The following is a 23,638-nucleotide window of genomic DNA, read 5'->3' as shown; positions in this document are numbered from 1 at the left end:
GACTGCCTGCCGATTATTCGAACGACTACCTTGAGCACTCATTTTTCCTTTGCGGATATCCAAATGAGTGTATTTACAGCCTATTTCTGCGGTACGGGTTCCCACCGCTTCGATGCTGCCAACCCCAGTTTCTGGAACGGTGAACTGGTCTCGACATTGGCCGGCAATGATCAGGGGCGCGAGTTCGCCCACTGGGTTGCGGTTGATGGGCCGGGCAGTGGCAACCTTCAGGACGATGATTTGTTCGTCGAGCCGGGTGGCTACTTCAACTGGAGTGGTCAGTTGTTCGGTCGTGGTTGGGAAGAGAATGTGGGCCATGTACTGCAGGTGATAAAGGGCGAATGCAGCTGGCAACGCACCAAACTCACCGAGCAAGATTACGCACGGCTCAAAGACGCAGGCGTACCGATCCCGGATGCATCCGCCACGGCGTCCTGGTTCTGGCGAACCTATGACTACGGCGATCGCCACCCAACCCCGCAGGCACTGCAAGAGCAGATCATCACGATGTTCCGCAAGCCGCGCCTGCCGACCCAGGTCAACCTGGTGGGCTGGAGCCGGGGCGGTGTCAGCTGCCATATGCTGGCCAATGCGATGGCCGAGGACCCGATGCTGCGGGATATCCCGATCAACATCTTTGCCATCGACCCAGTGCCGGGTGTAGGCAACATCCAGGCGCAACGGGTAACGCTGGCGGGCAATGTCAGGGAATACGTCGGTTTCTATTCGCGGGATGAACGCTCCAAAGGGTTTGCCTGCGTGATTCCTTCTGTCGAGAGTGGCACACGCATGTGCATTTACCCCATGCCCGGCCGCCATGCCACGCTGGTAGGTAATGCTTCAGCCGATGGCACAGGCGATGGAAAGGTGCTGATCGAGCCCGGGCTGATCGTGCGGCATTTCGCCGAAGTCTGCCTGAGCCGTTGGGGTGTCGAGCTGGACAAGCAGTTGGTGCTGGATGACAACCAGCTGATGCAGCATCACCTGGCCATGGCGGCCGCCGATGAGGACTACCAGGCCATGCGCAGCCAGTCGTATACCGTCATCACCGAAGGTGAAAGGGACGACCGACTGGTGCACTGCGGTGAAGCCCGTACGCGCTTCAGCCAGGTGAGCGGCGACAGCTATGACCCTAGCGAAGGCCTTGGCCTGCAGCACTGGGATGCCAACACCTACAAGGCCTTGCGTTAACCCAGTCGGGCGGGTGGCAGGTGTGCTGTCCGCCCGTTTTGCGGGCCTTGAGGCTTGCCGGATCAGCGGCAATTTTTTTTGCATTCCCCCTCTATCCAGCCAGCCCCGGTTGGAATGAAAATGGCGCCGCGGGCCCAGCCCCGATAACAACAACCTTCCCTCCGTGGTCTCATGTCCGAATATAACCCTTGCCTTGACTGCGGCGCCTGCTGCGGGTACTTCCGTGTGTCTTTCTTCTGGGGCGAATGCCAGTCTGCCGGGGGTGTTGTGCCTGACGACCTGGTGGTGCAGATCAACCCGACCCGGGTCGCGATGATCGGCACCGATGCCAAGCCTTGCCGCTGCGTCAGCCTTGCCGGCGAGATCGGCAAAGAGGTGGCGTGCACCATCTACGCTAACCGCTCGAGCCCTTGCCGGGAGTTCGAAGCGTCGTGGGAGGGTGGGGTGCATAACCCCAGCTGCGACGATGCGCGCGCGGCTTATGGGCTGCCGCCGTTGACCCCGCCTGGGGCCAACGAGCCGCATTGGCCGGATGATGATGGGGCTGAGGTGGCCTGACTGTTTTTGGGTCGTCTGTGCCGGCCCTTTCGCGGGCAAGCCCGCTCCCACAGGCTCTCCACTGCTCTTGATGGCACCGGAGATACTGGTGGGAGCGGGCTTGCCCGCGAAAGGGCCATCAGCTGTAAGAAGATTCTGAACTTGAAACCAAGTGCTTCAGATTGGTGGGTCTTGGGAATTATCCTACGATCTCTGTCGGATGCCGTCTGATAGGCGGGGAAGTACTACAGCGATAACTTCACGGTTCGCCTGAAAAGGCGAGCGGGTGTGAGAACTCGTTGTTGGTAGTCGGCCGTTTTTATGGCAGCTGTGCGCGTGCAGGCTTCGGTCTGACCGTGGTGACTCCAACACGGGCTTCTCACCTCGCGCGCGGCTGCCACCCAAATCTGTGAGAAGGACCAAGGTGGTTGCTCCTTGAAATGTCAGTGGAGTTCACCATGAAAAAACGTGTACCTGATCCACCCACTTTCCCAATCCCATACATCTCGATAACCGCCGACCTGTCTCAAAAAGACGCGAAGTGCCAAACAGTCAGGCTCATGGGCAGCCTTTCCCAAACCATCGAGCTGTACCTCAAAGCCGAAGACCGCGCTCAACGCTGCATCCTCCTCGAAAACATGTCGATCCATACCGAACTGCTGTATGCGCTGTTCGCCCACATGAAGGCGCAGGAGGCAGTGCTATGAGCAATCACCTGAAAACCCACACCACTGCTGGCGTGGAGACGTTTCTCGAACTGTTTCGTATCGAGCCGGGCATCCCTCTTGATCACGCGTTCGACGAATTGTCCGTGCTGCTTGGGTGCATACGCCACCTCAGCGAAGAGGCCGAGATGGAGGGCAACAAGGTTGCAGGCAGCGCCGCGCGGATTCTCAGTGCCATGGCCAAGGCGCTGATCAATGACATGGAAATGGGGTTGAACCGGGGCGGTTGAGCCATTTTTAAACGGCGAGTAACGGCTGATAGGCGCATGGCGAAAGTGCTGCAGCGTCCTTGAGATCGAGCGCCGCCCGCGCGGCGCATCGCGACGCAAGGCCGCTCCCACATTTGTTTCGGGCCAGTTATTCCTGTGGTATGGGCACGCGGCCCCTAAGCGCATGGCTGGATATAGAGTCGGACAAACAAGGCGGTCGCGCGCCAATATCACAGGCCTCACTGGCCCGAAACAAATGTGGGAGCGGCCTTGCGTCGCGATGCGCCGCGCGGGCGGCGCTCGATTTGCGCCCCAACGCAAAACCCCCGCCAGGCACCTACTGGCCATGACGCAGTCCCCGCACCGAGTCACCCACTCTCAAACACACGATAAAACCCAACGCATCCCCCAGCCGCCTCGCTTGACGTTAAACTGTCATCTCCCCAGCAATGGACAGGAGATCCGGCGTGACCCCACCCCGCAGTTTCCCCAGTGACCTCTGCCTCGACAGCCCCCGCCTGCAGTTGCGCCCGATGCGCCATGGCGATGCCGCGCAATGGCTGGCGATCATGGCCGACCCCGAGGTCATGCGTTATTGGCACCATGCCCCCTGGCACAACCTGGCCGAAGCCGAAAGCGCCCTGGCCGCCGACCGCGAAGCCTACGCCAATGGCGACCAGCTTAAGCTCGGCATGTACCGCCGTGACAACGGCGAATTGATCGGCATGGTCCAGCTGTTCAATATTGACGACGTCTCGCGCCGTGGCGAGATCGGCTATTGCCTGGCCAGCGCGGTACAGGGCAGGGGCTACATGGACGAGGCGCTGACCTGCTTCATCGACTACCTCGCCCACACCCTGCACATGCGCCGCCTGGAGGGCGAGATAGACCCCCGTAACCAAGGCTCGGCGCGCACGCTCGAACGCCAGGGCTTCGTGCTCGAAGGCACCCTGCGGGCGCGCTGGTGCGTGGCCGGTGAGCTGTCCGACTCGGGCCTTTATGGGCTGCTGCTGGAACCACCGGTTGCATAGTGTTGCGGCGAGCGGAGACTTCTGAAGCTCTGGAAGCGGGGCAGGGCCTGGGTTATGGTCGCAGCCTGTCCCGTGTTCTCCAGGTGCGCCCTTTGCCCGTTTTCTATCTCAGCGCCAGCTTGCTGCTGTTTCTATTCAGCCTCTGTTTCGATGGCGCCCTGATGGCTGCCGACCGCCATATGCCCGCCCTGCAGATGTTGCTGTACGGGCCATGGGGCATGCCCTTCGGGTTGTACCAGTGGTTTGCCAACCCGCTGCTGGCCGTGGCGATTCTTGCCCATCGTCGGTTCCGCCGGCTGGCGTTGGTCTGCGGGCTGGCGGCGCTGTACCTGGCCGCCAGCAGCTTCGGCATCGACCGCTTGCCAGACAGCCAGAGCTACGCGTTCCATGAGCGCACCGGCTTTGGCGCGGGCTTCTATCTGTGGCTGACAGCGATGCTGGTGTTCTGCGCAGGCCAGGCCTGGCACTGCTGGAAGGCCCGCAGTGCCGACGACATGCCCGGCTGGCGCTGGTTTGATGTGGCCTTGATAGCGGCATTGGGTGTCGCGTTGTATGCCGCGACCCAGATGCCGTCATTGCGTTTCGAACCGGGCAAGGTGCTGATGCCGCCGGAACAACCGCAGACGTTTTGACACCCACAGGGAGCATTTTGATGAACAGGTATTACCTGACTGGCTTGGCGTTGGCCTGTGTGCTGCCGCTGGCGATGGCCGAAGACTATTCGCCGGGCTACGGGCAGTGCATGGACCAGGCGTCCAGCACAGTGGCCATGAGCAACTGCATCCAGGCCGAAACCCAGTTGCAGGACCAGCGCTTGAACCGGGTGTACAAACAGTTGATGGGCAAGCTGGACGCTGGGCAGCAGAAACGCCTGCGCGAGGTGCAGCGTAAGTGGATCGCTTACCGCGATGACAACTGCACGTTCCACGTACAGGCCAGTGGCGGCACCATGGCGCAGCTGGAAGGCGGCGTGTGCGGGATGGACATGACCCGGGACCGGGCAGCCGAGCTTGAGCGGGTGCTCAGCCCGGGGCAGTGAGATGGCCGCTCCTACAGACGACATCGGTGCAAGGTGTTTGGCTAAGCGGCCTTAGTGTTTCTGCCTTTGCGCGCGGGCCTTGAGGTACTCCCGAACCTCAATGGCATCCCCCGCAAACTCGATACGTTCAGCCTTGGCCTCGCGCTGATAGGTATACATCGGGTCGTAATACTCCTTCAGCAACCCTTCGATCCAGCCCCGGTGCAGGTCCACCGCGCCGCTGCGCTGCTGTTCTTCCAGTGCTTGCTGCAAGATGGCGGACAAGCGCTGGCAGCGTTCGCCACCCAGGCGTTTGTGGATATTGGCCATGCTCGACAGCATGCGTTCGGCAAACAGTCGGCGGCCGGCTTCGCCCCCGTGCACATCGACGAACTCTGCGCTCAGGTTGACCACGTAATCGCGCAGGATGCGTTCAACACGGTTGTCGAAGCTGTCCTCCAGCCATACCAACGGGTACTGCTGCATGCCTTGGTACAACGCCAGCGGCACGGTGCAGCTGCCGACGATACGGCCTTCATCCTCAAGCACGAACTGCTCGATGCCACGCGCGCGCTTTTTCAGTACATCGATGGCCAGCTTGTTTTCGAAGCCGATTTGCGCCGGTTGCGCGGTGGCCCGTTTGCCGAAGCTGGAGCCGCGGTGGTTGGCGTGGCCTTCCAGATCCAGGCCGTTGCCCAGCTGATGCAATACATCGGTCTTGCCGGTGCCGGTGAGGCCGCCGATCAGGACGAAATCGCAGTGCTCCACGGCCTGCTGGGTGGTGTCCAACAGGAAGGTGCGCATCGCTTTGTAGCCGCCCTTGACCCGTGGGTAGTCGATGCCCGCTTCATCGCGCAACCACTGCTGAACGATCAGCGAGCGCAGGCCACCGCGAAAGCAATAAAGGTAGCCATCGGGATGCGCCTTGGCGAAGCTGGCCCAGGCATGCAGGCGTTCGCCCTTGATCGCGCCACTGACCAGTTGGTGGCCAAGCGTGATGGCGGCGGCCTGGCCTTGCTGTTTGAAACAGGTGCCGACCTTCTGCCGTTCCTGGTCGTTCATCAGCGGCAGGTTGACGACACCGGGGAAGGCGCCCTTGGCGAATTCGACCGGTGCGCGCATGTCCATCATCGGCACGTCGTTCAAAAATAGCTGGCGATAATCGCTACAGTCGGGGCGCATCAAAGCACCTCGACTGCGTGGCCCTGTCGCTCGACCAGTGTGCCGATGGGCGACAGTTGCAGGCCCAGTTCGGCCGCCACGGCAAGAAATTGCGCGTCACCCTCAGGGCTGACCGCCACCAGCAGGCCACCGCTGGTTTGCGGGTCGCACAGCAGGTGCTTCTGGTCCTCGCTCAGGGCGCCGATCTTGTGGCCGTAGCTTTCGTAATTGCGCAAGGTGCCGCCGGGGATGCAGCCCTCTGCCAGGTAATGCTCGACACTGGGCAGGCGAGGTACTGCGGCGTAGTCCAGGTGCGCGGTGAGGCCGCTGCCTTCGGCCAGCTCCACCAGGTGGCCCAACAGGCCGAAACCGGTGACGTCGGTCATCGCCATCACGCCTTCGAGTTTGCCAAAGCGGCTGCCGGGGGTGTTGAGGGTGCACATCCAGTCGCGCGCCAGGCCTTGGTCCTGCTCGCGCAGCTTGGCTTTTTTCTCGGCGGTGGTGAGGATGCCGATGCCCAGCGGCTTGGTCAGGTACAGGCGGCAATCGGCGGTGGCGGTGTCGTTGCGTTTGAGATGGCGCTTGCTGACCACGCCGGTGACGGCCAGGCCGAAGATCGGTTCCGGGGCGTCGATGGAATGGCCGCCGGCCAGCGGGATGCCCGCTTCGGCGCAGACCGCGCGCCCCCCACGGATCACTTCGCGGGCCACTTCTGGCGCCAGCACGTTGATCGGCCAGCCAAGGATGGCAATGGCCATCAATGGGTCGCCGCCCATGGCGTAAATGTCGCTGATGGCATTGGTGGCGGCGATACGGCCGAAGTCATACGGGTCATCGACGATCGGCATGAAGAAGTCGGTGGTCGAGACCACGCCGCGTTCCTCGTCCAGGGCATACACGGCGGCGTCGTCGCGCGAAGCGTTGCCGACCCAGAGTTTCGGGTCCAGGGCCTGGACGCCGCTTTCGGCAAGGATCACGTCCAGTACCTTGGGGGAGATCTTGCAGCCACAACCGGCGCCGTGGCTGTACTGGGTCAGGCGGATTGGCTCGCTCATACGTACCTCAGCAGATCAAATTGTTGCGCGATTGTAGCAAAGCTGGCCATTGCGCCATGGGCACATATACTTTTCACGGTCGGCGCGGCTGCCGACTCAATACCCGCCAATGACCCGGAGAATGCCCATGCTCAAACGCCCTCTGGCGCTCGCCGCCGGCCTCGTGCTGTCCTGCTGTGCCGTTGTCGCCCAGGCTGCAGAAACCCTTCGGGTCAGTGCCATCCCCGACGAAGCGCCAACCGAGCTGCAGCGTAAATTCAAGCCGTTGGGGGAGTATCTGTCCAAGCAACTGGGCATGGAGGTGAAATTCGTGCCGGTCGCCGACTACCCGGCGGTGGTCGAATCATTGGCCTCCGACCGCCTCGACCTGGCCTGGTTGGGCGGTTTCACCTTTGTCCAGGTGCACTTGAAAGACCCGACCGCCACGCCACTGGTGCAGCGTGAGCAGGACGCGCAGTTCACGTCCAAGTTCATCACCGCCAACCCCAATGTGAAGAGCCTGGCCGACCTCAAGGGCAAGTCGTTCGCCTTCGGCTCCATCTCGTCCACCTCGGGCAGCCTGATGCCGCGTTACTTCATGCTCAAAGAGGACAACATCAAGCCTGAGGACTACTTCAGCCGGGTGGCCTACTCCGGTGCCCATGACGCCACTGCGGCCTGGGTGCAAGCTGGCAAGGTCGATGCAGGGGTGCTCAATGCCAGCGTCTGGCAAAAGCTGGTGGATGCCGGCAAGGTCGATACCAGCAAGGTGAGGGTGTTTGCCACCACCCCGACCTATTACGACTACAACTGGACCGTGCGCGGCAACATGGCGCCGGCACTCAAGGCGAAGATCAAGCAGGCGTTCCTCGACCTGGACCCGGCCAACCCCGAGCACAAGGCGATCCTCGACCTGCAGGCCGCTAGCCGCTTCATCGAGACCAAGCCTGAGAACTACACGGGCACCGAACAAGCCGCGCGCGAGGCCGGCCTGCTCAAGTGACTGACCTTCGGGTGGCCATTCAGTTGCACGATGCCAGCCTGCACCACGGCCAGGTCCGCGCCCTGGACGCGCTCAACCTGCGTATCGAGCAGGGCGAGCGGGTCGCGATCATCGGCCCCTCTGGCGCGGGCAAGTCGAGCCTGCTGCACCTGATGGCCACGGCCATCAAGCCCAGTGCCGGGCGCCTGGAGCTGTTTGCTGAGCAACCCTGGCAGTTATCTGGTAGGGCGCGTCAGCGCTTGCGGGCGCGGGTCGGGTTGGTGCATCAGGCACCGCCTTTGCCGCCGCGCCAGCGGGTTGTGACGGCGGTGCTGGCGGGGCGGCTGGGGCAGTGGGGCATCTTGCGTGGCCTGCTCAACCTGCTGTACCCGACCGATGTGCCCGGCGTGCGTCAGGCATTGGCTGAGCTGGGGCTGGCAGACAAATTGTTCGTCCAGTGCGGGCAACTGTCCGGCGGCCAACTGCAGCGGGTGGGTATTGCACGGGTGTTGTATCAGCGCCCGCAATTGCTGCTGACCGACGAGCCTGTCTCGGCCATGGACCCGGTTCTAGCCGACCACAGCTTGGCATTGCTCAACCGCCACGCCCAGGCCAACGGTGTAACGCTGGTGGCCAGCCTGCATGCGGTCGAGCTGGCGCTGGCGCACTTTCCACGGGTGATTGGCATTCGTGAGGGGCAGGTGGTGTTCGACAGCCCGGCCGAGGCGGTCAGCCCGCAAATGCTCGATGCACTCTATGCCAACGAACACTTGGCTTCGCCCCCCTTGCAAGGGCCAGCAGCGGTGCTGACGGTGCAGATACCACGATGCTGAGGGCCCGCGACCCGGCGGCGCTGCCACGGTTGCTGCTGACCCTGCTGGCAGTGGCGGTGTTATGGCCGGGCCTGCAGTTGAGCGAGCTGAACCCAGGTGTGCTGTGGCAGGCAGAGAACCGCCAGCAGATCGCCAGTTTCACTCAGGCTTTCTGGCCGCCGGCGCATGATTCGGCATTTTTGCAACTGCTGTACGAGGCCACCTTGCAGACCCTCGCCGTGGCCACGGCCGGCATGACGCTGGCGCTGTTGTTGGCGGTGCCGGCGAGCCTGCTGGCCAGCCGTGCCTTGTCGCTGCGGGCGGCTTCACGAGGCGGGCGGGCAGGGTGGTGGTCGCGGGTGCTGCGGTTGCCGGTACGCGGGCTGCTGATCTTTCTGCGCAGCGTGCCGGAGATCGTCTGGGCCTTGCTGTTCGTGCGTGCCGTGGGGCTTGGGCCAACGGCAGGAGTGCTGGCCATCGCCATTACTTACAGCGGCATGCTCGGCAAGGTCTACGCCGAAATCTTCGAGTCGGTCGACCAACGCCCGGCCCATGCCCTATTGCAGGCGGGCAGTGGTCGGCTGATGGCCTTTTTCTACGGCATTTTGCCCAATGCCGTGTCAGAGGTGGTGTCGTACACCGTGTACCGCTGGGAGTGCGCAGTGCGTGCCTCGGTGGTGATGGGGTTTGTCGGCGCTGGCGGGCTGGGGCAGCAGATCGACCTGTCGATGCGTATGTTTGCCGGCGCGGAAGTGGCGAGCATGCTGCTGACGTTTCTGCTGCTGGTATCGCTGGCTGACCTACTCAGCCGCTTTCTGCGAGCAAGGCTGGCATGAACCGGGCGATCAACTTGCTGGTGCTCGGCGTGATCATCGCCGCAGTGGTGGCCTCGTTCGCCTATCTGGAGCTGGACCTGCACGCGCTGGTCGGCGATGGCGGCTTAGGGCAGATGGGCGAGTACGCGGGGCGATTCCTGCACCCGGACCTGTCCGTCGAGCATTTGCGCGCGGTGTGGCATGGCGCCTTGGAGACCCTGGCGATGTCGGGCTTGGGGACCTTGTTGGCGGTGATGCTGGGGATGCTGCTGGCGTTGCCGGCGGCGGGCCGCTTCGGCTGGCCGCTGCAGGCAGCGGCGCGTGTACTGCTCAATGCCTTGCGGGCCATCCCCGAGTTGGTCTGGGCGGCGCTCACCGTGCTGGCCGCAGGGCTTGGCCCGAATGCCGGGACCCTGGCCTTGGCGTTACACACAGCCGGCGTGTTGGGCCGCTTGTTTGCCGAGGCGTTGGAGAACGCGCCGGCAGAGCCTGCTGCAGCTATTCGCTTGCAGGGCGGCAGCCAGGTGGCGGCATTCTGCTTTGGCACCTTGCCTAACCTGTGGCCGCAGTTGCTGGCCTACAGCCTGTACCGCTGGGAGAACAACATCCGCATGGCCAGCGTGTTGGGGTTTGTCGGGGCGGGTGGGTTGGGGCAGATGCTCTACACCACCTTGAGCCTGTTCCAGGAGGCGCAAGCCAGCACGGTGATCATCGCCATGCTGGTGCTGGTGTTGCTGGTGGATGCCTTGAGTGATGTGCTGCGCCAGCGGTATGTGCGCGCCTGACTGGGGCTGCTGGGCAGCCCGCGCATGCATCAGGTGGTCAGTTCGCCATGCTGCGCTTCCCGTTGCATCGACTCCAGGTTGCGCTCGATCGTCTCGCAGATGGTGTCCATCTGGATCTGGTGCTCACTGAAACGGAAGGGGCTTTGCAGGTCGGTGCCGATCCGCTCGATGGCCAGCAACATGAACCCCACCACCGTCGATGCCAATGGCGTGAACCACCCCAACGACTCGACCAGGCCCACCGGCACGATCAGGCAGAACAGCGTGATGAACAGCCGTGGAAAGTACACATAAGGGTAGGGTAGTGGTGTATTGGCAATCCGTTCCATGCCGCCCTGGGCATTGGACAGGTCCACTAGCGTGGATTCCAGCCGCGCCAGGCGAATGCTGTCCAGGCGCCCGGCTTGGTATTCCCGCGCCAGCAGGGCTGCCGAGCCACTGAGGATGTCGTTGGCGAAGTTGTTCGAGCGGTTGCGCCGTTCGAACTCCGCTTGCGGGATGAACGCTATCAGTTCATCCGGGCAGTGGTTGCCCTTCAAGTGCGCGGCCAGGCAGTTCACATAGGCGATATGCCGGCGCAGCAAGGTCGCCTTGATCGGGTTCAGCCCGTCATCCGGGTCATCGATCAGCGTCAGCGTCTGCCGGGCAAAACTGCGCGAACTGTTGACCAATGCGCCCCATAACGTGCGCGCCTCCCACCAGCGGTTGTAGGCGCTGCTGTTGCGAAAGCTCACTAGCACCACCAGCGCCGAACCCAGCAAGGTCAAGGGAATCAACGGCAGGGTGAACTTGCTGTTGAAGAACAGCATGAAGTCGATGGTGACCAGCACATCCCAGATCAGCAGCCAGAACAGCGACCAGCCGATGTAACCGATGGTCTTCACCACCAGGCGGTACTTGCGGGCGATGATCTCTTTCACACGGGGTACCTCGAAACGCGGGGGATGCAGGATCGGACGTCGAGGGATGGGTATGGTTCGGCAGCTGATGTTGCAAGACATTTTTTTTGGGCGTGTTTGAAAGAAAAAACTGACTGAGGTATCGGACGCTACTGAATTCTCTTCGCAAAGGTGAGGCGGCAGGGTTAGGTCGAGAAAGCCTCTATAAAGCACTTAGCCCAGGCGCTAAGCGCCGCTTTGATACAGTGCTTAAAGTCATACGTGCCCTAGGCGTGGAGCTTTTTGTTCAGCCCCACACGTCGTCGGTCATCCATCGCTGTGGGAGCGGGCTTGCCCCGCGATCTGCCGCAACGCGGCAGCAAAGCCTGAGTTCGCGGCGTCTTTGACACTATTTGATATCAGGTACAGGAGCGCTTCGCACTCCATCGCGGGGCAAGCCCGCTCCCACAAAACTTCTCTTACAGAGCCTGGATTTCGCAGGCTAGGCCAGCACCTGCCTCATCTGCACCAACGCCACCCGCTTCCCATCTGGCGCCTGGCGTTCTTCGATGCCGAACGGCACAAAGCCCAGCTGTGGATAAAGCAGCAACCCCGCCGTGTTGTGATTGAAGCACGACACCCAAATCTCTCGCGCCGCAAACTGCTCGCGGGCCAGCTCGATCATGGCGGTTACCAGGTAGCTCGCCACCCCAAGGCCGCGGGCGGCTGGCGCCACTACCACGTTGCCCAGGGCGCACACGCCGCCGTGCTCGGCTTTGTAGAAGTTGGCGAAGCCCAGCACCGTGCCGTCGCCTTCTGCCACCGTAGAAGCGTTGCGCTGGGCGATGGCCTCGGTGAGTTGCGCAGGTGTGAGCGGGTAGGTTGCTTTGGGGAACATGTAGAACAGTTCGTCCGGGCCCTGGGGGAAGCAGCAGATGGCAGGGATGTCGCTGGGCTGAACAGGGCGGTGGTGCAGGTGCATGGCAGGTCCTTTTGCAGTGGTTTGGCTGGCCGTTTGCGGCCAAGCCCCGCTCACAGGCTAGCACTGCCTCAGTTGGAGATCACCGCCGACTGCTCAAGGTTCGGCAGCCACCGCCACAACCCCCCCATTCGAGGTGAGCTCAATTGAGCTGTATTGAGCTACATTGAGCTGCTTTCAAAGTGCCATGACCTCGCCAATCAAAATCCTGAGCGCAGTTCGAGCCGTTGTTGCAGGCTGAGCTGGATATGGGTCGAGGCTGGGCGGTGACATTGAGTGGGCATTGCCACACATTGCTCAAGCCTGTTTGCAGATCAAAATTGAAAGGAGTCAATAATGCTGAAGCTTAGTTCCCTTGTCCCCGAGCTCATCGTTTCCGACCTTACGCGAAGCCTTGCCTTCTACTGCGACATCCTTGGTTTCAAGATCGAGTATGAGCGCCCAGAAGACCATTTCGCCTTCCTGTCCTTCGGCGGCAGCCAGCTGATGCTGGAGCAGGACTGGCACAGTGAATCGCCCTGGCGGGTCGGCCCGCTTGAGCCGCCCTATGGGCGAGGGATCAACTTGTCTATCGCATGCCCGGACGCATCAGCGCTGGTTTCGGCACTGGAGGCGGCTGGGCATCCGCTTAGAAACCCGGTTGAAGAGCGTTGGTACCGCAGCGGTGAATCTCTGTTCGGGCAGCGCAATTTTCTGGTGCTCGACCCTGACGGTTACTTGCTGCGCTTTGCAGAAGATATTGGTAGCAAACCCTGCTGACTGTTCTTGGCGAAGGCAAAGCCCGCCTGGATTGATTTGATAATCGTTATCATCTAAGGTGCCATCCTCGCCTCGGAGGGATACCCGTGATGAACGATGATCTGAGTCAGGTCTACGCAGAGCACAACGGATGGCTCAAGCAGTGGCTTTACCGTCGGCTGGGTTGCTCTGCCCAGGCCGCTGACCTGGCACAGGACACTTTTCTGCGGATCCTTCAGGCGCAGCAAAAAGCGGGGGCAAGCCTAAGCCTGCAAAGGCCGCGTGCCTATCTCGCAACGGTAAGCCGACGCCTGGTATACGACCATTTTCGCCGCCAGTCGCTGGAGCGCGCCTACCTCGAAATGCTCGCGCAACTGCCAGAACTGTTTGCGCTATCTGCCGAGGAACAGTGGTCAATGCGCGAAACGCTGCAGCAGTTGGACGCATTGCTCGACACCTTCAAACCGGTCGTGCGCTCGGTGTTCCTGTTGGTGCAACTGGAGGGCCTGACCTATGTCGAGGTGGCGCGCCGCCTGGGCATCGGCGAGCGCACGGTCAAGCGGCACATGGCCAACGCCCTGGAAGCCTGCATCCTGTTCGACGACGACTTCTGATGCTCAGCCAGCAAAACCGAATCACCCCGGAAGTGGCACGGCAAGCGGCCCACTGGCACATGCTGATGCTCGACGAAGCGATCAGCGTGGCCCAGCGTGATGCCTGTGCCCGCTGGCGCGCGGCGGCGCCCGAGCACGAGCGGGCCTGGCAGAAGGCGCAGCGGGTGCGGGCACAGTTGGGGCTGCTGCCGCAGCAGTTGGCCATGGGTACCCTGAACCGTGAACGTCGACAAATGATCAAGCAACTGCTGGCGCTGGCTATCGTTGCCCCGCTTGGCTATGCAGGTTACCGCCAGCTTGTGCCTCAGCAGGCCTATGCCACCCGCGTTGGCCAACGCAAGCAACTGACACTGGCCGACGGTACGGTTCTGGACCTGAACACCGACACCGCAGTGGATGTAGATTTCGATGCGCATCAACGCCTGATAAGCCTGCGCCGTGGCGAAATTCTGGTGGACAGTGGGCCCGATACCCTCAGCGCTCATCACCGGCCATTGCGCGTAGCCAGCGAGCAAGGCCTGATGGAAGCCCTGGGTACTCGCTTCGTGGTCCGCCAGCGAGAGGGCGCTACTCAACTGTCCGTGCTTGAGGGGGCGGTGCGGGTAATACCGACTCATGGTCCAGAACCAACCCTCGATGCCGGTCAGCAGATTACCTTCGACGCCTGGGGCCAGGGCGCCCTGGCGGTTGCACGTGAACAAGACAGCCAGTGGACGCGTGGCCAATTGGTGGTCGACGAAATGCCGCTGCGCGAATTCCTCAGCGAGCTGGGCCGGTATCGACCGGGCTGGCTTCGCTGCCAGGCTGATGTAGGGCAGCTGCTGCTCAGCGGTGCGTTCCAGTTGGACAATACCGACGCCATCCTGGCCGCATTGCCCGCCACGTTGCCGGTTCAGGTCGATTACCGGACCCGGTACTGGGTGACCGTCACCGCGCGTTAATGAGAATTGGCCCGTTTTGCCAATTCGTCAGTCCTTACCTGTGGAACTGCCACATACATAGGGACAATTTCTCAATGATCCGCTCTAGTTCAACGCGTTTAACGACCGATCCGATCATGGGTAAACCGCGTGCATCCAGCTATCGACGCGTCCTCGCCCTCAGTGCCCTGGCCATTGCCCTGCAGGGCAGCGGTGCATCAGCATTGGCTGCGCCTGAAAAGGCGCAGCACGGCTACAGCATCGCCTCCGGGAGCCTGGCCCAGGTACTTGGCCGGTTTGCCAGTGAAGGGGGAATTACCCTGCAATACACCTCGGAACTGACGCGAGGGCTTACCAGCCCTGGTCTACAGGGGCAATACGGAATTGAAGAAGGGTTTCAAAGGCTGCTTGCCGGGACCGGCCTGCAGGCCATACCTCGCGGGGGCAACGTGTACGGCCTGCAGCCGTTGCCGCAGGACGGTACGGCCCTGGAGCTTGGGGCGACTAATGTAAACGCACAGGGCGAGTCAGCTTACGGCCCGGTGGACGGGTATGTCGCCAAGCGCACTGCCACAGCCACCAAGACCGATACGTCTATCCTGGAAACCCCGCAGACCATCAACGTCATCACCCAGGACGAAATGAAGGCGCGTGGCTCACTCTCGGTCAGCGAGGCCTTGCGCTATACACCCGGCATACAAGTCGATGGCTTCTCGGCACGGGTCAAGGCGTTTGACGAACCCACCTCGCGGGGGTTCAACGCTACGCCCATGTATCTGGACGGCTTGCACCTGCCCTACGGCGGCGGCAGTACCGGCGGCGCCCTGCAGATCGATCCCTACCTGCTCGAACGCGTCGAAGTACTCAAAGGGCCGGCTTCCGTGCTGTATGGCCAAAACCAGCCGGGGGGCATCGTCAACATGGTATCAAAGCGCCCCACAGCCGAAACCTTGCGCTCGGTCAAACTGGGGGCGGGTAGCCATGATCGCAAGTATGGTGCCTTCGACCTTGGCGGTCCGCTCGACGAACAGGGTACTTTTCTGTATCGCCTTACCGGGGTGGTCAGCGACGTGAATTCGGAAGTCGACTATGCCGACCAGAAACGCATGACCCTTGCTCCAAGTTTCACCTGGAACGTCAACGACCGCACCACCCTGACGTTCTACGGCCATTTTCAGAAGGATAACGACACACCCGAGCCGCAGGGTCTCCCTGTGTGGGGCACGGTATTGGCCAACCCCAACGGCACTATCGACCGCGACCGCTTCATTGGTGAGCCCAACTATGCGTCCTACGACCGAGATCAGTACACCCTCGGCTATGAGGTTGCCCACGAGCTGAACGAGGTCTGGACGCTCAAGCAGAACGCGCGCTATGCCTATGTCGACGACCGCTTTGTATCCTTGCTGCACGGCTACGAGTTCATCCCCAACCAGGTCAGTGGTGCAAACGACCTGAGCTCGATTGGCCGCTACGCCATCGACTGGGCGCAGACCAACAAGGTCTATGGCATCGACAACACCGCCCAGGCCGTATTCAAAACGGGCGAGGTCGACCACACGCTGCTGTTGGGGGCCGACTACTACCACTTCAATTCCAGGTTCCTCGGCCGCTACCAGAACAACCCGCCCGGTATTGATCTGTACAACCCGGTTTATGGTCAGCCAGTCGATTTCAGCCTGGTTGCCGAGAACACCTGGGATAACACCATCCGCCAGACCGGGTTGTACCTGCAGGACCAGATCAAGTGGGAACGCTGGTTCCTGACCATCGGTGGCCGTTATGACTGGGCTGTAACTGAAAACAAGCAACCTCTGTACAAAGTCGACAACAGCATCAAGGATGAGAAGTTCTCTGGTCGTGTCGGCTTCGGTTACCTGTTCGACAACGGTATCACCCCATACTTCAGCTATTCCGAATCATTCCAGCCCAATACCGGCACTGACTTTCACCACAACACCTTCGATGCATCGACTGGCAAGCAATACGAAGTGGGTATCAAGTATCAGCCGCCAGGTTCCAACAGTTTCGTGCAGGTGTCGGCTTATCAGATTGACCGCAGGAATGTCCTGACGGCGGACCCGGACCATCTGGGCTATAGCAACCAGTCGGGTGAATTGCGCTCGACTGGGCTGGAGCTCGAAGGCAAAGCTGAGCTCACCCGCAACCTCAACTTGGTGGCCTCGGTCTCGCGTGTCGATACCGAGTACACCAAGGACAACGACGGTATGAAGGGTCGCCATCCGGTAGGTATATCGCCACTGACTGCTGCTACATGGCTGGATTACAAGATGCCAGAGAGCAGCAGCCTGCGCGGCCTGGGTTTTGGGGTTGGCGTCCGTTACGTGCGTAGCAGCCCAGGGACGAGCATGGCCTACCGTGAATTCGATGTCCCGTCGTACTCGGTCTATGACGGCATGATCGCTTACGACCTGGAGAAATCACCTTTGGCGATCAAGGGCGTGCGTATTCAGGCCAATGTCGAGAACATCGATGACAAACGTTACGTAAGCCGGTGCTCCGGTGTGTGGGAGTGCACCTATGGGCAGGGAAGAACGGTCACCGCAAACCTGACCTATGACTGGTGAAACGAGATCGGCCCTTGGTAAACATGGCGACCAGAGCACAAAGCCAGGTCATAGCGAGTGACTGGCTGTTTCGTCGTTGGCAGCCTGAGTTGTGGGCCTGAGAAGTGCTTGCCGCGGCTCTAGTAGTGCATTTTAGATCGAGCGCCGCGCGGGCGGCGCTCGTTCTTGAGAACGCTGCAGATCTGAAGGCATGCGCCTGTTAGCCATAATGCAATGCCATGGCGCGTACCTGATGCCGACCCGGAACAAAATCAAACACCGCGCAGCCAGCCAAAATTCAGGCGAAAAAAAACCGACCATAAGGTCGGTTTTTTCCGGATTTTGGTGCCCCGAGGGAGACTCGAACTCCCACTCCTTTCGAAAACGGATTTTGAATCCGCCGCGTCTACCAATTCCGCCATCAGGGCAGTGGCGCGCAGTATAGAGAGGTGCCTTCGGTCGGTCAATCGGGTTTCATGGTCAATTTTCACACATTGGGCTAAACTTCCCGGCCCTGCCGAACCGAACATCATCATGCGCGTCGCCGATTTTTCCTTCGAACTCCCCGATTCCCTGATCGCCCGCCACCCTTTGGCCGAGCGCCATGGCAGCCGTCTGCTGGTCCTCGATGGGCCGAGCGGCGCGTTGGTACATCAGCAATTCACCGATTTGCTCGACTACCTGCGCCCCGGCGACCTGATGGTCTTCAACAACACCCGGGTGATCCCGGCGCGGTTGTTTGGCCAGAAAGCCTCCGGCGGCAAGCTGGAAGTGCTGGTCGAGCGCGTGCTCGACAGCCACCGGGTGCTGGCGCATGTGCGCTCCAGCAAGGCACCCAAGGTCGGTGCGCAGATTCTCATCGATGGCGGTGGCGAGGCCGAAATGGTCGCGCGCCACGACACGCTGTTCGAGCTGCGCTTCACCGAAGAGGTGCTGCCACTGCTCGAACGCGTCGGGCACATGCCGCTGCCACCTTACATCGACCGCCCCGACGAAGGCGCCGACCGTGAGCGTTACCAGACCGTCTACGCCGAGCGTGCCGGTGCTGTAGCTGCACCAACGGCCGGCCTGCACTTCGACGAAGCGCTGCTGGAAAAGATCGCCGCCAAGGGCGTGGAGCGGGCCTTCGTGACCCTGCACGTCGGCGCGGGCACCTTCCAGCCGGTGCGGGTCGACAAGATCGAAGACCATCACATGCATAAAGAGTGGCTCGAAGTGAGCCAGGATGTGGTGGATGCCGTCGAGGCCTGCCGTGCCCGTGGCGGGCGCGTGGTTGCCGTGGGCACCACCAGCGTGCGTTCGCTGGAAAGCGCGGCGCGCGATGGCGTGCTCAAGGCGTTCAGTGGCGATACCGATATTTTCATCTTCCCGGGCCGGCCGTTCCATGTGGTCGATGCCCTGGTCACCAATTTCCACCTGCCGGAGTCCACGCTACTGATGCTGGTCTCGGCCTTCGCCGGCTACCCCGAGACCATGGCCGCCTACGCGGCGGCGGTCGAGCAGGGGTACCGCTTCTTCAGTTACGGTGATGCCATGTTCATCACCCGCAATCCGGCGCCACGCGGGCCCGAGGATCAAGCATGAGTCGCACCTGTCGAATGTCCTTCGAACTGCTGGCCACCGACGGCAAGGCCCGTCGTGGTCGCATCACCTTCCCTCGTGGCACCGTGGAAACCCCGGCGTTCATGCCGGTCGGCACCTATGGCACGGTCAAGGGCATGCTGCCGCGCGACATTGAGGCCATCGGCGCCGAGATGATCCTGGGCAACACCTTCCACCTGTGGCTGCGCCCGGGTACCGAGGTGATCAAGAAGCACAACGGCCTGCACGACTTCATGCAGTGGAAAGGCCCGATCCTCACCGACTCCGGTGGCTTCCAGGTATTCAGCCTGGGCGCCATGCGCAAGATCAAAGAGGAAGGCGTGACCTTCGCCTCGCCCGTCGACGGCTCCAAGGTGTTCATGGGCCCAGAAGAGTCCATGCAGGTCCAGCGTGACCTGGGCTCGGACGTGGTGATGATTTTCGACGAGTGCACCCCTTACCCGGCCGAGCACGACGTGGCGCGCACCTCCATGGAGCTGTCGCTGCGTTGGGCCCAGCGCTCGAAAAACGCCCATGCCGACAACACCGCGGCGCTGTTCGGCATCGTCCAGGGCGGCATGTACCAGGACCTGCGCATGCGCTCGCTGGAAGGCCTGGAAAACATCGGCTTCGACGGCCTGGCCATCGGCGGCCTGTCGGTGGGTGAGCCCAAGCACGAGATGATCAAGGTGCTGGACTACCTGCCGGATCAGATGCCCGCTGACAAACCTCGTTACCTTATGGGGGTAGGCAAACCGGAAGATCTCGTTGAGGGTGTGCGCCGCGGCGTCGACATGTTCGATTGCGTGATGCCGACGCGTAACGCGCGCAACGGCCATCTGTTCGTCGATACAGGGGTAATCAAGATCCGCAACGCGTTCCATCGCCACGATGAATCGCCGCTGGATCCGACCTGTGATTGCTACACCTGCACCAACTTCTCCCGCGCGTATCTCCATCACCTGGACAAATGCGGCGAAATGTTGAGCAGCATGCTGAATACCATCCACAACTTGCGCCATTACCAGCGCTTGATGGCCGGTTTACGCGAGGCTATTCAACAGGGTAAATTGGCCGCCTTTGTCGACGCCTTCTACGCCAAGCGCGGGCTGCCTGTGCCGCCCTTGGGCTGACTGTCAGCACTTAAATATTAAAATTCAGTAATGGAGTGCCTCATGAGCTTTCTGATTCCCGCCGCTTACGCGGACGCAGCTGCACCCGCCGCCGGCCCAGCCGGTACCGGTTTCGAGTGGATCTTCCTGGTCGGCTTCCTGGTCATCTTCTACCTGATGATCTGGCGCCCTCAGGCCAAGCGCGCCAAAGAGCAGAAGAACCTGCTGGGCAACTTGCAAAAAGGTGACGAAGTTGTCACCAACGGCGGCATCGCCGGCAAGATCGTCAAAGTTACCGATGACTTCGTGGTGCTGGAAGTTTCCGACACCGTCGAGCTGAAGTTCCAGAAGGGCGCCATCGCCGCGACCCTGCCAAAAGGTACGCTCAAGGCTATCTGAGTTACCGGTTTTATTTTTCCAGTCGGGGCGCGCAACGCGCCCCGCGTCTTGAACGGGCGGCGTGATGCTGAACAAATACCCTCTGTGGAAATACGCACTGATCTTGCTGGTACTGGCGATCGGTTTTATTTATTCCGCTCCCAACCTCTACCCAGATGATCCGGCGGTGCAAGTCAGTGGTGCCAGTTCGGCGCTGCAGGTAAGCCAGGCCGACCTCGATCGCGTTACCAAGGCGCTGACCGATGCGGGTATCACCGTCAAGGGCGGTAGCCTGGGTGAGAAGGGCAGTGCGCTGATTCGCCTGACCAACCAGGAAGACCAGCTTCCGGCCAAGGATGTAGTGCGCAAGGCACTGGGCGATGATTACGTCGTGGCCCTGAACCTGGCTCAGACCACTCCGCAATGGCTGCGCAACCTGGGTGCAAGCCCGATGAAACTGGGCCTGGACCTGTCCGGTGGTGTGCACTTCCTGCTGGAAGTGGACATGGACAAGGCCATGACCGCCCGCATGAAAGTCTATGAAGGCGAGGTCAAAACCCTCCTGCGCAAAGAGCGCATCCGCTACCGCAGCCTGCCTCAGCAGGATGGCGGCATCATGCTGGGCTTCTCTGACGATGCAACCCGCGAACAGGCACGCGCCCTGATCCGCAAGAATTTCAATGATTTCGACCTGACCGCCACCGAGCGCAATGACCTTGCCGTGCTGCGTCTGGCGCTGACTCAGGCGAAAGTCGCCGAGATCCGCGAATACTCGATCAAGCAGAACCTGACCACCGTCCGTAACCGTGTCAACGAGCTGGGCGTGGCCGAGCCGCTGGTTCAACGCCAGGGCGCCAACCGTATCGTGGTCGAGCTGCCAGGCGTGCAGGACACTGCCGAAGCCAAGCGTATCCTCGGCAAGACTGCCAACCTGGAGTTCCGCTTCGGCGCCGAACCGGGTGCGTCCAAGGCGACCACCGAGGTCTTCGAGTTCCGTGAGGGCGGCCGTTCCGCCCCGGTCGAGCGTGGCCTGATCATCACCGGTGACCAGGTCACCGACGCCCAGGCCAGCTTCGACGAGCATGGCCGCCCGCAGGTGAACATCCGCCTGGATGGCCACGGCGGCGAGCTGATGAGCCGCGCCACGCGCAGCAACGTCGGCCGCAGCATGGCGGTGATCTTCATCGAGCAGAAGCCGGTTACCCGCTACGTCAAGCAGACCGTCGACGGCGTCGAGAAGGAAGTGGCGGTACAGAGCTTCCAGGAAGAGAAGAAGATCATCAGCCTGGCGACCATCCAGTCGCCACTGGGCAGCCAGTTCCGCATCACCGGCCTGAACGGCCAGGGCGAATCGTCCGAACTGGCGCTGCTGCTGCGTGCCGGTGGTCTGGCCGCACCGATGTACTTCGCTGAAGAACGTACCATTGGCCCAAGCCTGGGTGCGGACAACATCACCAAGGGTATTGATGCGTCGCTGTGGGGCATGCTGTTCGTCTCGCTGTTCATCATCGCCATTTACCGCGGCTTCGGCGTGATCGCCACCATCGCCCTGGCGGGCAACATGGTCTTGCTGCTGGCATTGATGTCGCTGCTGGGTGCGACCCTGACCCTGCCGGGTATCGCCGGTATCGTGTTGACCATGGGTATGGCGGTGGACGCCAACGTGCTGATCTTCTCGCGGATTCGTGAGGAGCTCAAAGCCGGCATGTCGGTGCAGCGCGCCATCCATGAAGGTTTCAACCGCGCCTATACCGCGATCATCGACGCCAACCTGACCAGCCTGCTGGTCGGCGGCATCCTGTTCGCCATGGGTACCGGCCCGGTCAAGGGCTTTGCGGTCACCATGTCCCTCGGGATTTTCACCTCGATGTTCACCGCCGTCATGGTGACCCGTGCAATGGTCAACCTGACCTGCGGCGGGCGTGACATCAAGAAGCTGTGGGTTTGAGGGAGCTGCGATGAAAACCATCAACTTCATGGGCGTGCGCAATGTCGCGTTCGCCATCACTGTGCTCCTCACCGTCCTGGCGTTGTTCAGCTGGTGGCAGAAGGGCCTGAACTTCGGTTTGGACTTCACCGGCGGTACGCTCATCGAGCTGACCTACGAGCGCCCGGCCGACCTCAAGGCGGTCCGTGCCGAGCTGGTTGACTCCGGTTTCCACGAAGCCGTGGTGCAGAGCTTTGGCGCTACCACCGACCTGCTGGTGCGGATGCCGGGCGATGACCCGCAGCTGGGCAGCAAGGTAGCCGCGGCACTGCAAAAAGCCGGCGGCGACAACCCGGCCACACTCAAGCGCGTCGAGTTCGTTGGCCCGCAGGTGGGTGAAGAGCTGCGTGACCAGGGTGGCATGGGCATGCTCCTGGCCTTGGGCGGTATCCTTATCTACCTGGCCTTCCGCTTCCAGTGGAAGTTCGCCGTCGGCGCGATCATCTCGCTGATCCACGACGTGGTGGTGACCCTGGGCATTCTGTCGTTCTTCCAGATCACCTTCGACCTGACGGTGCTGGCGGCGGTGCTGGCGATCATCGGTTACTCGCTCAACGACACCATCGTCGTGTTCGACCGGGTGCGTGAGAACTTCCGCGTGATGCGCAAGGCCTCGCTGATCGAGAACATCAACGTCTCCACCACCCAGACCCTGCTGCGTACCATCGCCACCTCGGTTTCGACCCTGTTGGCCATTGCTGCGCTGCTGTTCTTCGGCGGTGACAACCTGTTCGGCTTCTCGCTGGCACTGTTCATTGGTGTCATGGCCGGTACCTACTCGTCGATCTACATCGCCAACGTGGTACTGATCTGGCTGAACCTGAACAGCGAAGACCTGATTCCGCCAGCCAAGGCTGAGGGTGTGGACGAGCGTCCGTAAGGGCTTTTCCTACGCCGTTTGGCGAATCAAGAGGCGCGAGTATTGAACTCGCGCCTTTTTTTTTGCTCCAAGGCAGGGAGAAGGCGGGCCAAGCCCCGCGGGTATGATCAGGAGGTTCACGTGAATAAATCAATGCTGGTGGGTGCGGTGCTGGGTGCTGTCGGTGTGACTGCCGGAGGTGCTGTGGCGACCTACAGCTTGGTGAACAAAGGGCCGGAGTACGCCCAGGTCACCGACGTGCAGCCAATCAAGCAGCAGGTCAAGACGCCGCGTGAGGTCTGCAAGGATGTCACTGTGACGCGTCAGGCGCCGGTCAAGGACCAGCACCAGATCGCAGGTACCGTAGTGGGCGCTCTGGCCGGTGGCCTGCTGGGTAACCAGATTGGTGGCGGCACCGGCAAGAAGATCGCCACCGTGGCCGGTGCGGTCGGTGGTGGTTATGCCGGTAACAAGGTGCAGGAAGGCATGCAGGAGCGTGACACCTACACCACGACGCAAACCCGCTGCAACACGGTCAATGACATCAGTGACAAAGTCGTTGGCTACAACGTGAAGTACACCATCGGCGACCAGGTGGGGCAGGTGAAGATGGACCACGAGCCAGGCTCGACCATCCCCCTGGACAAGAATGGCAAGCTGATCCTCAGTGAGAATCAGGCGGGGCAGTGATCGCGCTCTGGTGAAACGCGATCCTACGGTCGATC

At 61.5% G+C, this 23,638-nt stretch carries 25 protein-coding genes, 1 tRNA gene and 1 pseudogene; 22 read left to right on the top strand and 5 right to left on the bottom strand.

Going from position 1 to position 23,638, the window contains the following annotated elements; genetic code table 11:
* Positions 1-63: 63 nt before the first annotated feature.
* The 7 genes from OGV19_RS19520 (at position 64) to OGV19_RS19490 (ending at position 4,732) form a co-directional block, all read left to right on the top strand.
* Positions 64-1,191, top strand: coding sequence for a hypothetical protein (locus OGV19_RS19520; protein WP_264310242.1), 1,128 nt, complete (start codon positions 64-66; stop codon positions 1,189-1,191).
* Positions 1,192-1,362: 171 nt separating this feature from the next.
* Entirely contained in the window at positions 1,363-1,749 is a 387-nt protein-coding gene (locus OGV19_RS19515) for a YkgJ family cysteine cluster protein (protein WP_085272629.1), read from the top strand.
* A 437-nt stretch (positions 1,750-2,186) separates the two neighbouring features.
* Positions 2,187-2,435: a phospholipase D-like domain-containing protein gene (locus tag OGV19_RS19510; protein ID WP_264310241.1), complete on the top strand. Its 249-nt coding sequence runs from the start codon at positions 2,187-2,189 to the stop codon at positions 2,433-2,435.
* The gene (locus OGV19_RS19505; protein WP_238210492.1) at positions 2,432-2,683 is read left to right on the top strand and encodes a DUF3077 domain-containing protein; all 252 of its coding nucleotides are present in this window, start codon (positions 2,432-2,434) and stop codon (positions 2,681-2,683) included. The genes OGV19_RS19510 and OGV19_RS19505 overlap by 4 nt, the downstream gene beginning before the upstream one ends.
* Positions 2,684-3,129: 446 nt before the next feature.
* Positions 3,130-3,693, top strand: coding sequence for a GNAT family N-acetyltransferase (locus OGV19_RS19500; RefSeq protein ID WP_264310240.1), 564 nt, complete (start codon positions 3,130-3,132; stop codon positions 3,691-3,693).
* Between the two features lie 92 nt (positions 3,694-3,785).
* The gene (locus OGV19_RS19495) at positions 3,786-4,325 is read left to right on the top strand and encodes a hypothetical protein (RefSeq protein WP_264310239.1); all 540 of its coding nucleotides are present in this window, start codon (positions 3,786-3,788) and stop codon (positions 4,323-4,325) included.
* Between the two features lie 20 nt (positions 4,326-4,345).
* Positions 4,346-4,732, top strand: coding sequence for a lysozyme inhibitor LprI family protein (locus tag OGV19_RS19490; protein ID WP_264310238.1), 387 nt, complete (start codon positions 4,346-4,348; stop codon positions 4,730-4,732).
* Positions 4,733-4,783: 51 nt separating this feature from the next.
* Here the strand turns inward: OGV19_RS19490 and mnmH are convergent, their stop codons facing one another.
* Positions 4,784-5,893 carry a tRNA 2-selenouridine(34) synthase MnmH gene (mnmH, locus tag OGV19_RS19485; RefSeq protein WP_264310237.1) on the bottom strand — a complete coding sequence of 370 codons (1,110 nt, stop codon included), beginning with the start codon at positions 5,891-5,893 and terminating at the stop codon, positions 4,784-4,786.
* Positions 5,893-6,927, bottom strand: coding sequence for a selenide, water dikinase SelD (gene selD / locus OGV19_RS19480; RefSeq protein ID WP_264310236.1), 1,035 nt, complete (start codon positions 6,925-6,927; stop codon positions 5,893-5,895). The genes mnmH and selD overlap by 1 nt, the downstream gene beginning before the upstream one ends.
* Positions 6,928-7,054: 127 nt before the next feature.
* Here selD and OGV19_RS19475 point away from each other — a divergent pair, with 127 nt between their 5' ends.
* From OGV19_RS19475 to phnE, 4 genes are read left to right on the top strand one after another with little or no spacing between them, the layout of a single operon-like run.
* Positions 7,055-7,909 carry a putative selenate ABC transporter substrate-binding protein gene (locus OGV19_RS19475; protein WP_264310235.1) on the top strand — a complete coding sequence of 285 codons (855 nt, stop codon included), beginning with the start codon at positions 7,055-7,057 and terminating at the stop codon, positions 7,907-7,909.
* An 11-nt stretch (positions 7,910-7,920) separates the two neighbouring features.
* A complete protein-coding gene (locus tag OGV19_RS19470; protein ID WP_264313977.1) occupies positions 7,921-8,721 on the top strand; it encodes a phosphonate ABC transporter ATP-binding protein in 801 nt (266 codons plus the stop codon).
* Positions 8,715-9,536 carry a PhnE/PtxC family ABC transporter permease gene (locus OGV19_RS19465; RefSeq protein WP_264310234.1) on the top strand — a complete coding sequence of 274 codons (822 nt, stop codon included), beginning with the start codon at positions 8,715-8,717 and terminating at the stop codon, positions 9,534-9,536. Before OGV19_RS19470 ends, OGV19_RS19465 begins: the two co-directional genes overlap by 7 nt.
* The gene (gene phnE / locus OGV19_RS19460; RefSeq protein ID WP_264310233.1) at positions 9,533-10,300 is read left to right on the top strand and encodes a phosphonate ABC transporter, permease protein PhnE; all 768 of its coding nucleotides are present in this window, start codon (positions 9,533-9,535) and stop codon (positions 10,298-10,300) included. Before OGV19_RS19465 ends, phnE begins: the two co-directional genes overlap by 4 nt.
* Before the next feature lie 29 nt (positions 10,301-10,329).
* Here the strand turns inward: phnE and OGV19_RS19455 are convergent, their stop codons facing one another.
* Entirely contained in the window at positions 10,330-11,220 is an 891-nt protein-coding gene (locus OGV19_RS19455; protein ID WP_264310232.1) for a bestrophin family protein, read from the bottom strand.
* A gap of 158 nt (positions 11,221-11,378) precedes the next feature.
* Here OGV19_RS19455 and OGV19_RS27880 point away from each other — a divergent pair.
* A pseudogene (locus tag OGV19_RS27880) lies at positions 11,379-11,495 on the top strand (DNA-binding protein); the annotation flags it as partial.
* Between the two features lie 185 nt (positions 11,496-11,680).
* Here OGV19_RS27880 and OGV19_RS19445 read toward each other — a convergent pair.
* Entirely contained in the window at positions 11,681-12,160 is a 480-nt protein-coding gene (locus OGV19_RS19445; protein WP_264310231.1) for a GNAT family N-acetyltransferase, read from the bottom strand.
* Positions 12,161-12,493: 333 nt separating this feature from the next.
* On the opposite strand from OGV19_RS19445, the gene OGV19_RS19440 reads away from it, so the two are divergent.
* The 4 genes from OGV19_RS19440 (at position 12,494) to OGV19_RS19425 (ending at position 17,017) form a co-directional block, all read left to right on the top strand.
* Positions 12,494-12,916: a bleomycin resistance protein gene (locus tag OGV19_RS19440; RefSeq protein ID WP_264310230.1), complete on the top strand. Its 423-nt coding sequence runs from the start codon at positions 12,494-12,496 to the stop codon at positions 12,914-12,916.
* Positions 12,917-13,005: 89 nt separating this feature from the next.
* Positions 13,006-13,509, top strand: a complete 504-nt coding sequence (locus OGV19_RS19435; protein WP_264310229.1) for a sigma-70 family RNA polymerase sigma factor — start codon at positions 13,006-13,008, stop codon at positions 13,507-13,509.
* Positions 13,509-14,450 (top strand): FecR domain-containing protein, encoded by a 942-nt coding sequence (locus OGV19_RS19430; protein WP_264310228.1) that lies wholly within the window; start codon positions 13,509-13,511, stop codon positions 14,448-14,450. Before OGV19_RS19435 ends, OGV19_RS19430 begins: the two co-directional genes overlap by 1 nt.
* 116 nt (positions 14,451-14,566) lie before the next feature.
* Positions 14,567-17,017, top strand: a complete 2,451-nt coding sequence (locus OGV19_RS19425) for a TonB-dependent siderophore receptor (RefSeq protein ID WP_264310227.1) — start codon at positions 14,567-14,569, stop codon at positions 17,015-17,017.
* A gap of 322 nt (positions 17,018-17,339) precedes the next feature.
* On the opposite strand, the gene OGV19_RS19420 is transcribed toward OGV19_RS19425, so the two are convergent.
* Positions 17,340-17,424 (bottom strand) — tRNA-Leu (locus OGV19_RS19420).
* A gap of 106 nt (positions 17,425-17,530) precedes the next feature.
* Between OGV19_RS19420 and queA the strand changes: the two genes are divergently transcribed.
* From queA to OGV19_RS19390, 6 genes are all read left to right on the top strand, one after another.
* Positions 17,531-18,580, top strand: coding sequence for a tRNA preQ1(34) S-adenosylmethionine ribosyltransferase-isomerase QueA (gene queA / locus OGV19_RS19415; protein ID WP_264310226.1), 1,050 nt, complete (start codon positions 17,531-17,533; stop codon positions 18,578-18,580).
* A gap of 14 nt (positions 18,581-18,594) precedes the next feature.
* Positions 18,595-19,710: a tRNA guanosine(34) transglycosylase Tgt gene (gene tgt, locus OGV19_RS19410; RefSeq protein WP_077068621.1), complete on the top strand. Its 1,116-nt coding sequence runs from the start codon at positions 18,595-18,597 to the stop codon at positions 19,708-19,710.
* Between the two features lie 42 nt (positions 19,711-19,752).
* Complete coding sequence (gene yajC, locus OGV19_RS19405) at positions 19,753-20,088, top strand: preprotein translocase subunit YajC (RefSeq protein WP_027595530.1); 336 nt, start codon at positions 19,753-19,755, stop codon at positions 20,086-20,088.
* Between the two features lie 64 nt (positions 20,089-20,152).
* Entirely contained in the window at positions 20,153-22,015 is a 1,863-nt protein-coding gene (gene secD / locus OGV19_RS19400) for a protein translocase subunit SecD (protein ID WP_264310225.1), read from the top strand.
* 10 nt (positions 22,016-22,025) lie between these two features.
* Positions 22,026-22,934: a protein translocase subunit SecF gene (gene secF / locus OGV19_RS19395; RefSeq protein ID WP_264310224.1), complete on the top strand. Its 909-nt coding sequence runs from the start codon at positions 22,026-22,028 to the stop codon at positions 22,932-22,934.
* 120 nt (positions 22,935-23,054) lie between these two features.
* On the top strand, positions 23,055-23,603 hold the full coding sequence (locus OGV19_RS19390) for a glycine zipper 2TM domain-containing protein (RefSeq protein WP_264310223.1): 549 nt from the start codon (positions 23,055-23,057) through the stop codon (positions 23,601-23,603).
* Positions 23,604-23,638: the final 35 nt, after the last annotated feature.

The sequence above is a fragment of the Pseudomonas putida genome, assembly GCF_025905425.1.
Taxonomy (GTDB): Bacteria; Pseudomonadota; Gammaproteobacteria; order Pseudomonadales; family Pseudomonadaceae; genus Aquipseudomonas; species Aquipseudomonas putida_AF.
This window is presented reverse-complemented; position numbering and strand designations above follow the sequence as displayed.

What these genes read in the sequence shown, in the direction of transcription:
- secD (WP_264310225.1), top strand. Translation starts at nt 20,153, where the DNA reads ATGCTGAACAAATACCCTCTGTGGAAATACGCACTGATCTTGCTGGTA.
- OGV19_RS19505 (WP_238210492.1), top strand. Translation starts at nt 2,432, where the DNA reads ATGAGCAATCACCTGAAAACCCACACCACTGCTGGCGTGGAGACGTTT.
- phnE (WP_264310233.1), top strand. Translation starts at nt 9,533, where the DNA reads ATGAACCGGGCGATCAACTTGCTGGTGCTCGGCGTGATCATCGCCGCA.
- tgt (WP_077068621.1), top strand. Translation starts at nt 18,595, where the DNA reads ATGTCCTTCGAACTGCTGGCCACCGACGGCAAGGCCCGTCGTGGTCGC.
- OGV19_RS19440 (WP_264310230.1), top strand. Translation starts at nt 12,494, where the DNA reads ATGCTGAAGCTTAGTTCCCTTGTCCCCGAGCTCATCGTTTCCGACCTT.
- mnmH (WP_264310237.1), bottom strand. Translation starts at nt 5,893, where the DNA reads ATGCGCCCCGACTGTAGCGATTATCGCCAGCTATTTTTGAACGACGTG.
- selD (WP_264310236.1), bottom strand. Translation starts at nt 6,927, where the DNA reads ATGAGCGAGCCAATCCGCCTGACCCAGTACAGCCACGGCGCCGGTTGT.
- secF (WP_264310224.1), top strand. Translation starts at nt 22,026, where the DNA reads ATGAAAACCATCAACTTCATGGGCGTGCGCAATGTCGCGTTCGCCATC.
- OGV19_RS19515 (WP_085272629.1), top strand. Translation starts at nt 1,363, where the DNA reads ATGTCCGAATATAACCCTTGCCTTGACTGCGGCGCCTGCTGCGGGTAC.
- OGV19_RS19475 (WP_264310235.1), top strand. Translation starts at nt 7,055, where the DNA reads ATGCTCAAACGCCCTCTGGCGCTCGCCGCCGGCCTCGTGCTGTCCTGC.
- OGV19_RS19435 (WP_264310229.1), top strand. Translation starts at nt 13,006, where the DNA reads ATGAACGATGATCTGAGTCAGGTCTACGCAGAGCACAACGGATGGCTC.
- yajC (WP_027595530.1), top strand. Translation starts at nt 19,753, where the DNA reads ATGAGCTTTCTGATTCCCGCCGCTTACGCGGACGCAGCTGCACCCGCC.
- OGV19_RS19465 (WP_264310234.1), top strand. Translation starts at nt 8,715, where the DNA reads ATGCTGAGGGCCCGCGACCCGGCGGCGCTGCCACGGTTGCTGCTGACC.
- queA (WP_264310226.1), top strand. Translation starts at nt 17,531, where the DNA reads ATGCGCGTCGCCGATTTTTCCTTCGAACTCCCCGATTCCCTGATCGCC.
- OGV19_RS19445 (WP_264310231.1), bottom strand. Translation starts at nt 12,160, where the DNA reads ATGCACCTGCACCACCGCCCTGTTCAGCCCAGCGACATCCCTGCCATC.
- OGV19_RS19520 (WP_264310242.1), top strand. Translation starts at nt 64, where the DNA reads ATGAGTGTATTTACAGCCTATTTCTGCGGTACGGGTTCCCACCGCTTC.
- OGV19_RS19425 (WP_264310227.1), top strand. Translation starts at nt 14,567, where the DNA reads ATGGGTAAACCGCGTGCATCCAGCTATCGACGCGTCCTCGCCCTCAGT.
- OGV19_RS19490 (WP_264310238.1), top strand. Translation starts at nt 4,346, where the DNA reads ATGAACAGGTATTACCTGACTGGCTTGGCGTTGGCCTGTGTGCTGCCG.
- OGV19_RS19430 (WP_264310228.1), top strand. Translation starts at nt 13,509, where the DNA reads ATGCTCAGCCAGCAAAACCGAATCACCCCGGAAGTGGCACGGCAAGCG.
- OGV19_RS19510 (WP_264310241.1), top strand. Translation starts at nt 2,187, where the DNA reads ATGAAAAAACGTGTACCTGATCCACCCACTTTCCCAATCCCATACATC.